Source organism: Hydrogenophaga sp., from assembly GCF_041633695.1.
Lineage (GTDB): Bacteria > Pseudomonadota > Gammaproteobacteria > Burkholderiales > Burkholderiaceae_C > Hydrogenophaga.
Genome location: NZ_JBFJMY010000252.1, coordinates 1 through 6211 on the forward strand (window position 1 = coordinate 1; position 6211 = coordinate 6211).

Here is a 6211-nt window from a genome sequence, read left to right on the forward strand (position 1 = left end):
GCGACGCTGCCCGGGGCACCGTTCGTGGTCTTGGGGCGCACCGCCCGCGTGGCCTGGGGTTTCACCAACACCGGACCAGACGTGCAAGACCTGTATCTGGAGCAGATCAACCCGGACAACCCCGCCGAGTACCGTGTTCCGTCACCCAACGGCACATCGGCATGGGCATCGTTCGAGCAACGCACCGAGACCTTCCGGGTAAAGGGGCAGGCCGACGTGGTTCGCAGTTTGCGCAGCACCCGGCATGGGCCTGTGATCAGCGACGCACAGGCGCGTTATGGCGAAGTGATCGACACCGACCGCTATGCGCTGGCGCTGCGTTGGTCGGCGCTGGAAGCCGACAACCAGAACGTGATCGCCACCTTGCGCGCCAACCGCGCCGGGTCTATCGACGAACTGCTGGAGGCTTTTCGGCATTTCCATTCGCCGATGCAAAACGCCGTCATGGCCGACAGCAGCGGTCGCATCGCGTTCAAGGCGGTGGGCAAGATCCCGGTGCGATCACCCGTCAACGACATCCGTGGCATCGCACCCGCGCCCGGCTGGGACGCCCGCTACGACTGGAGTGGCTGGTTGCCGTTCGACGCCACGCCGCAAGACAACGGAGAGCAAGGCTGGATCGCCACAGCCAACCAACGCGTCCACAGCGCCGACTACCCGCATTTCATCACCCAGGACTGGGCACCGCCTTACCGCATGGAACGCATCACCGAGCTGTTGGCCCAGACGCCCAAGCACAGCTTGCCGTCTTTTCAGGCCATGCAGGGCGACCAGGCATCCCGGGCCACGCTGCGCCTCTTGCCCTACCTTCTGAAAACCCAGTCCAGCCACCCCCTGGCAGCGGCGGCTCAAAAGAGCCTGGAAGGCTTCAATGGCGACATGCGTGCCGACCAGGCCGCCCCCCTGATCTACACCGCCTGGATCGACGAGTTCACCCGTGGCGTGCTCGGCGCCAAACTGGGGCGGGCACGGTTCGTGGCGCTGTATGGCAAACGCCTGTTTCGCAACGCGGTGGAAGGCATTCTGGAGCGCGATGACGCCAGCTGGTGTGGACCAACCGGCTGCGCCCAGGCCAGCGCGCAGGCCCTGGCGCGCGCGCTCGACCGCTTGCAAGCGGCCTACGGCACCGACGTGGCGGCCTGGCGCTGGGGCGAGGCGCACCCGGCGATCTCGGTGCACCGGCCGTTCAGCAGCGTGGCGGCTCTGGCCCCGTGGTTCGAGGTGCGCGTCCCCACCGGCGGAGACCCGTTCACCCTCAACGTGGGGCAATACCATCTGGACAAGGCCGACGCGCCTTTTGCGAACCGGCATGCGGCCAGCCTGCGCGCGCTGTACGACCTGTCCGACTTGGAGAATTCGCGCTTCATCTACCAGACTGGCCAAAGCGGCCACGTGTTTTCCAGCCGCTACCGCGACATGAGCCCGACCTGGGCCAAGGTGCAATACCGCGCGCTTCAGATGCAGCCCACAGAGTGGGTATCGACGCTGGAACTCAGGCCCTGACCGCAGCGGCATTGGCGCCGCCGACGCGGCAGGCGCTACTTCAGATTGCCGGAAAGAAACTGAGCCAGGCGTTCGCTTTTGGGGTGCGCCAACACTTCGGCCGGCACGCCTTGTTCCTCGATACAGCCCTTGTGCAGGAAGATGAGGTGCGAAGACACCTCGCGGGCAAAACCCATTTCGTGGGTCACCACCAGCATGGTGCGGCCTTCTTCGGCCAGCAGCTTCATCACGCGCAGCACTTCACCCACCAGTTCGGGGTCGAGCGCGCTGGTGGGCTCGTCGAACAGCATCACCTCGGGCTCCACCGCCAAGGCCCGAGCGATCGCTACGCGTTGCTGCTGCCCGCCGCTCATGTGCGAAGGATAGCGATCCTCCACATCGCGCAGACCGACCCGCTCCAGGTAGCGACGCGCTGTTTCCACCGCTTGATCCCTTGGTATGCCCAGCACATGCACCGGCGCTTCGATGATGTTTTGCAGCACCGTCATGTGCGCCCACAAATTGAAATGCTGGAACACCATGGCCAGCCGCGTGCGCAGGCGCTGCAACTGCGCGGCGTTCACCGCCTGCAATTCACCATGGCGATCGGCCTTGAGTTGCAACTCTTCGCCCGCCAGCACGATGCGGCCTGTATTGGGTTTTTCCAGCAGGTTGATGCAGCGCAGCAGCGTGCTTTTGCCCGATCCCGAACTGCCAATGAGGCTGATCACGTCGCCAGCGCGCGCCTGCAGCGAAACCCCTTTGAGCACTTCGTTTGAGCCGAACCGTTTGTGGATGTTTTCCACCTGCAGCAGCACGGACGATGCGCTTTCGGTGGCGGGTTTTTCTGCGGTCATGGCATCTTTTCAGAATAGAAGGCTGGGCGCTGCTGCAGCGCTCATGCGCCCAGCAGATCGCCGGTGCGAAACGGGGTGGCGCCGGCAATTTTGCCGATCTCGCCGCCCGCACATACGTAGCGTTCGCGCACGGTCGCGTACAACATACCGTCCACTTCGGCCAGCACGCGGTGCACCCGCGATGCGGCTGGCGCACTCGGATCGATGACCTCGGCCACCACGTCGCCACGGCGCACGCGCTCGCCCGGCCGGGCCAGAAAGACCAGCACCCCCGGCAAGGTTGTGCGCAGGGTTTGCGAACCGGCCAGTGGCGTGGCAGCACAGGGCAGGGCAGGCAGGGCGCGCGATGCCGTCGGCTCGTCTCTGGTCAACACACCCATATGTTCCAGGTAGCGCCAGATGGCCTGGGCGTCTTGTTGCGCCAAGGCATGCGACACCTCGGCTTCTCCCCGCAGCTCCACCGTGGTGCTGGCGCAAGCCTGCGGTAGCGGCCAGTCTTCGCCAGCCGATTCCAACTTTTCTTTGAGCTGCCACCACAGGCCGGAGAGGCGTTCGTCAAACGGTCCACCACCCGAATCTTTGGCCAGAAGCACAGCCTGGCAACCCAGCAGCCGGGCCAGCGGTTCGATGGCGGGCCAGCAGGCTTCTTCGGTGTACAGGTGGAGCGCGGCTTGGGCGTCACAGTGCAAATCCAGCACCCGATCGGCGTCGTGGGCCAGCAGCAGCAATTCTCGGCGCAGGCTCTCCAATTCGGAGGTGGGCTGCCAGCTGTTCAACCAAGCGGTCGCAGCTTGGCGCACCGCCGCCACGTTCGCTTGCGCGTCTGCGCCCAGGTGGCCTTGTACGGCAGGCCACACCGCTTGCACCAGATCCGGGTAGTGGCGGTTGAAGTTTTCGCCAGTGTCGAACTCGAAGCGGCCCAGGGCCTTGTGGTTCAAGCGTTGGGCTAAACCGAGCGGGTTGGCCACCGGTACCAGAACCACTTGGCCTGACAGGCGCCCCGCCAACGCTGCTTGCTCCAAGTGCTGGCGCAAGTGGTGGCAGACCAGCATGCCCGGCAGTTCGTCGGCGTGCAGACTGGCCTGGATATAGACCTTGGGTCGTGCATCCGGACGCCCATAGTGAAAGCTCACCAGGGTTTTCTGGCTGCCCAGGCTGGCGCCCAGCAGCGGGTGCTCAAGGCGCTGGACCGGGGACGCATGGACGGTTGATGAAGCCATGGAATCAGTGCCCGCGCGGCGCCAGGTGGGCCAGGAAACGGCGTTCGGTCAACTTAAAAGCACCCACCAGGCTGAAGGTGATGGTGAGGTAAATGGCCGCCGCAAAAATATAGGCCTCGAACGGCAGGTAGTAGTCGGAATAGATGCGGCTGGCAGCGGCGGTGATATCGAGCATGGCCGGCACGGTGCTGGCCAAGCTGGTGCTGTGCAGCATCATCACCACCTCGTTGCTGTAAGCCGGCAGGGTGCGGCGCAGCGCGCTGGGCAACACGATGCGCCGCAAAGCCATACCCCGGCTCATGCCCATGGACTGCGCGGCCTCGATTTCACCGGCGGCGGTTTCCCGGATCGCGCCGGCCAGCATTTCGGCGGTGTAGCCCGCCGTGTTCAGACTGAAGGCCAGCAGGGCGCAGAAAAAGGGTTCTTTGAAGTGCGTCCAGGGCCAGACGTCGTCCCACCGCGACTGGACCCACTCCAGCTGCGCCAACCCGTAATAGATCAGGTAAACCTGAATCAGCAGCGGGGTGCCCCGGATCACGAAGGTATAGGCCGCCACCACCGCACGCAGTGGCGCGATGGAGCTGGTGAGTGCCAGCGCGAAAAAAAGCGCCAGGACCGCGCCCACCAGCAAGGACGAGCCCAGCAGACTCAAGGTCGTCAGCACACCCTGGCCGTAAAGCGCCAGCGTGTCCGGTTCGAAAATGATGCCCCACTTCATATCAGGCAACTCCGAAGCGGGGCGAGTGGACCACGATCAAGCCCGCCCACGTTTGACACCCATGCTGTAGCGCCGGTCCAGCCAGCGCAAGGCCCACAAAGAAATCGAGGTGTAGAGCAGGAACAAACCGGCCGCGAACAGAAAGAAGGTGAACGGTTCGCGGGTCGCGGCGCTGGCCTGTTTGGCCAGGTAGGTCATCTCTTGCAAGCCGATCAGGCTGATCAAAGCCGTGGCCTTGATCAGCACCAGCCAGTTGTTGGTGAAACCGGGCAGGGCGTAGCGCACCATTTGAGGCGCCGTGATGCGCAGAAAAGTGCGTACATTGCCCATACCAAACGCCCAGGCGGCCTCCATCTGGCCCTTGGGAATGGACAAAATGGCGCCGCGAAAGGTCTCGGTCATGTAGGCGCCGTAGATGAAGCCGATGGTGAGCACCCCCGCAAAGAACGGGTTGATGTCCACACTGGAACCGCTGCCCGCCCATTCCAGCAGGTTGTTGAGTCCGATCGTGCCGCCGTAAAAAATGAGCAGCATCAGGACGAGTTCGGGCACGCCGCGCACCAAGGTGGTGTACACCGTGGCCAGGGTGACCAGCAGCGGCCGCCCCGACAGCTTGGCGGCGGCGCCGAGCAAGCCCAGCGCCACCGAGACCACCAAGGCCGCCAGTGACACGCCCACGGTGAGCAGGGCGCCCTGCAGGATGGATGCGAAGTAGCCCGACAAAACGTCAGCCGTCAATCACCGTATACGTCGAAGTCGAAGTATTTCTTGCTCACCGTGTCGTAGGTGCCGTTGGCCCGAATGGCTTTGATGCCGGCATTGAGCTGGTCGCGCAACTCGGTCTCACCCTGGCGCAAGGCGATACCTATGCCATAGCCGTAGTACTTCACGTCGCTGAGCGATGGGCCAACGAAACCGTAGCCCTGACCTTCGGGCTTGCTGAGGAAACCACCGGTGACCTCCACCGAATCGGCCACGGTACCGTCCAGGCGGCCCGATTTGATATCGAGATAGACCTGGTCCTGGGCTTCGTATGGCACCACCTTCACACCAACCGGCTTGAGCTCACCCATGGCGTATTTCTCTTGGGTGCTGCCTTTGAGCACGCCAATGCTCTTGCCTTTGAGCGAGGCCAGATCGGTGAAGGCGGTATCGGCTTTGACAACGATGCGGCTGGGCGTGTTGTAGTACTTGTCTGTGAAATCCACCACCTTTTTGCGGTCATCGGTGATCGACATGGAACTGACGATCACGTCGTACTTCTTGGCCTGCAGACCGGGGATCATGCTGTCCCACACCTGCTCGACGTAGACGCATTTGCGTTTGATTTCTGCGCAAAGCACTTCAGCAATATCGACATCAAAACCGGTGGGCTTGCCATCGGCGGTCTTGAAGGTGAAAGGTTCGTAAGTGGGGTCGATGGCAACCTTGAGTTCGGGCAATTCGGCCGGGGCAGCCGGAGCCGCTGCAGCGGGCTCGGCCGGAGCAGCGGGGGCGGCCGGCACCGGAGGTTCGGATTTACCGCAACCCACCAGGGCAGCCGATGCAATCAAGCTCAAAGAGAACAGCAGGGTTTTCATCACAGTCCTTCGATTTCAAAAAAATTTGCCCGGTGCGGAGGCCCAGGGCTATATAAGCGGCTCATTGTAGGCGTGGGGCCCGTGCCTTTTGGGCGTAGCCAAACAGGTGTTTCCCCTCATATTAGCCAGACTGCAGATGCATGAATCGGGCCAGTGCGTGCATGCGGACACTCCACCAAGCGCCTGTACGACCCGTCGCGACGCCTACGCAGGCGTTGCACGGCGGCGGCGCGAGTGCGTATTCGCCGCAAGAGCATGAAAGGCAGCTTGCCGTGCGGGTGGACGGCATTCAGTGGTGAACCCTTTGCGCGCAGTTGTGCCGGGTTTTCGATCTTATTATTTACATAATATACA

The 6211-nt window shown here is 63.1% G+C and carries 6 protein-coding genes; 1 reads left to right on the forward strand and 5 read right to left on the reverse strand.

Annotation, left to right across the window (positions count from 1 at the left end):
• Window positions 1-1503 (forward strand): penicillin acylase family protein (locus ABYB95_RS15045; RefSeq protein WP_372659384.1); only part of this gene is annotated, 1503 nt, incomplete at its 5' end.
• A gap of 35 nt (window positions 1504-1538) precedes the next feature.
• Here the strand turns inward: ABYB95_RS15045 and ABYB95_RS15050 are convergent.
• Genes ABYB95_RS15050 through ABYB95_RS15070 form a run of 5 tightly spaced genes read right to left on the reverse strand, consistent with a single transcriptional unit; the run spans window position 1539 to window position 5857 of the window.
• Window positions 1539-2339, reverse strand: coding sequence for an ABC transporter ATP-binding protein (locus tag ABYB95_RS15050; RefSeq protein ID WP_372659385.1), 801 nt, complete (start codon window positions 2337-2339; stop codon window positions 1539-1541).
• A 41-nt stretch (window positions 2340-2380) separates the two neighbouring features.
• Window positions 2381-3559, reverse strand: a complete 1179-nt coding sequence (locus tag ABYB95_RS15055) for a succinylglutamate desuccinylase/aspartoacylase family protein (protein ID WP_372659386.1) — start codon at window positions 3557-3559, stop codon at window positions 2381-2383.
• Window positions 3560-3563: 4 nt separating this feature from the next.
• A complete protein-coding gene (locus ABYB95_RS15060) occupies window positions 3564-4277 on the reverse strand; it encodes an ABC transporter permease (protein WP_372659387.1) in 714 nt (237 codons plus the stop codon).
• A 36-nt stretch (window positions 4278-4313) separates the two neighbouring features.
• On the reverse strand, window positions 4314-5015 hold the full coding sequence (locus tag ABYB95_RS15065; protein ID WP_372659388.1) for an ABC transporter permease: 702 nt from the start codon (window positions 5013-5015) through the stop codon (window positions 4314-4316).
• Window positions 5012-5857: an ABC transporter substrate-binding protein gene (locus ABYB95_RS15070; protein ID WP_372659389.1), complete on the reverse strand. Its 846-nt coding sequence runs from the start codon at window positions 5855-5857 to the stop codon at window positions 5012-5014. Before ABYB95_RS15070 ends, ABYB95_RS15065 begins: the two co-directional genes overlap by 4 nt.
• Window positions 5858-6211: the final 354 nt, after the last annotated feature.

Bases quoted from the DNA above. Each gene is read 5' to 3' on its own strand.
- ABYB95_RS15050 (WP_372659385.1), bottom strand. From the start codon at position 2,339: ATGACCGCAGAAAAACCCGCCACCGAAAGCGCATCGTCCGTGCTGCTG.
- ABYB95_RS15055 (WP_372659386.1), bottom strand. From the start codon at position 3,559: ATGGCTTCATCAACCGTCCATGCGTCCCCGGTCCAGCGCCTTGAGCAC.
- ABYB95_RS15060 (WP_372659387.1), bottom strand. From the start codon at position 4,277: ATGAAGTGGGGCATCATTTTCGAACCGGACACGCTGGCGCTTTACGGC.
- ABYB95_RS15070 (WP_372659389.1), bottom strand. From the start codon at position 5,857: ATGAAAACCCTGCTGTTCTCTTTGAGCTTGATTGCATCGGCTGCCCTG.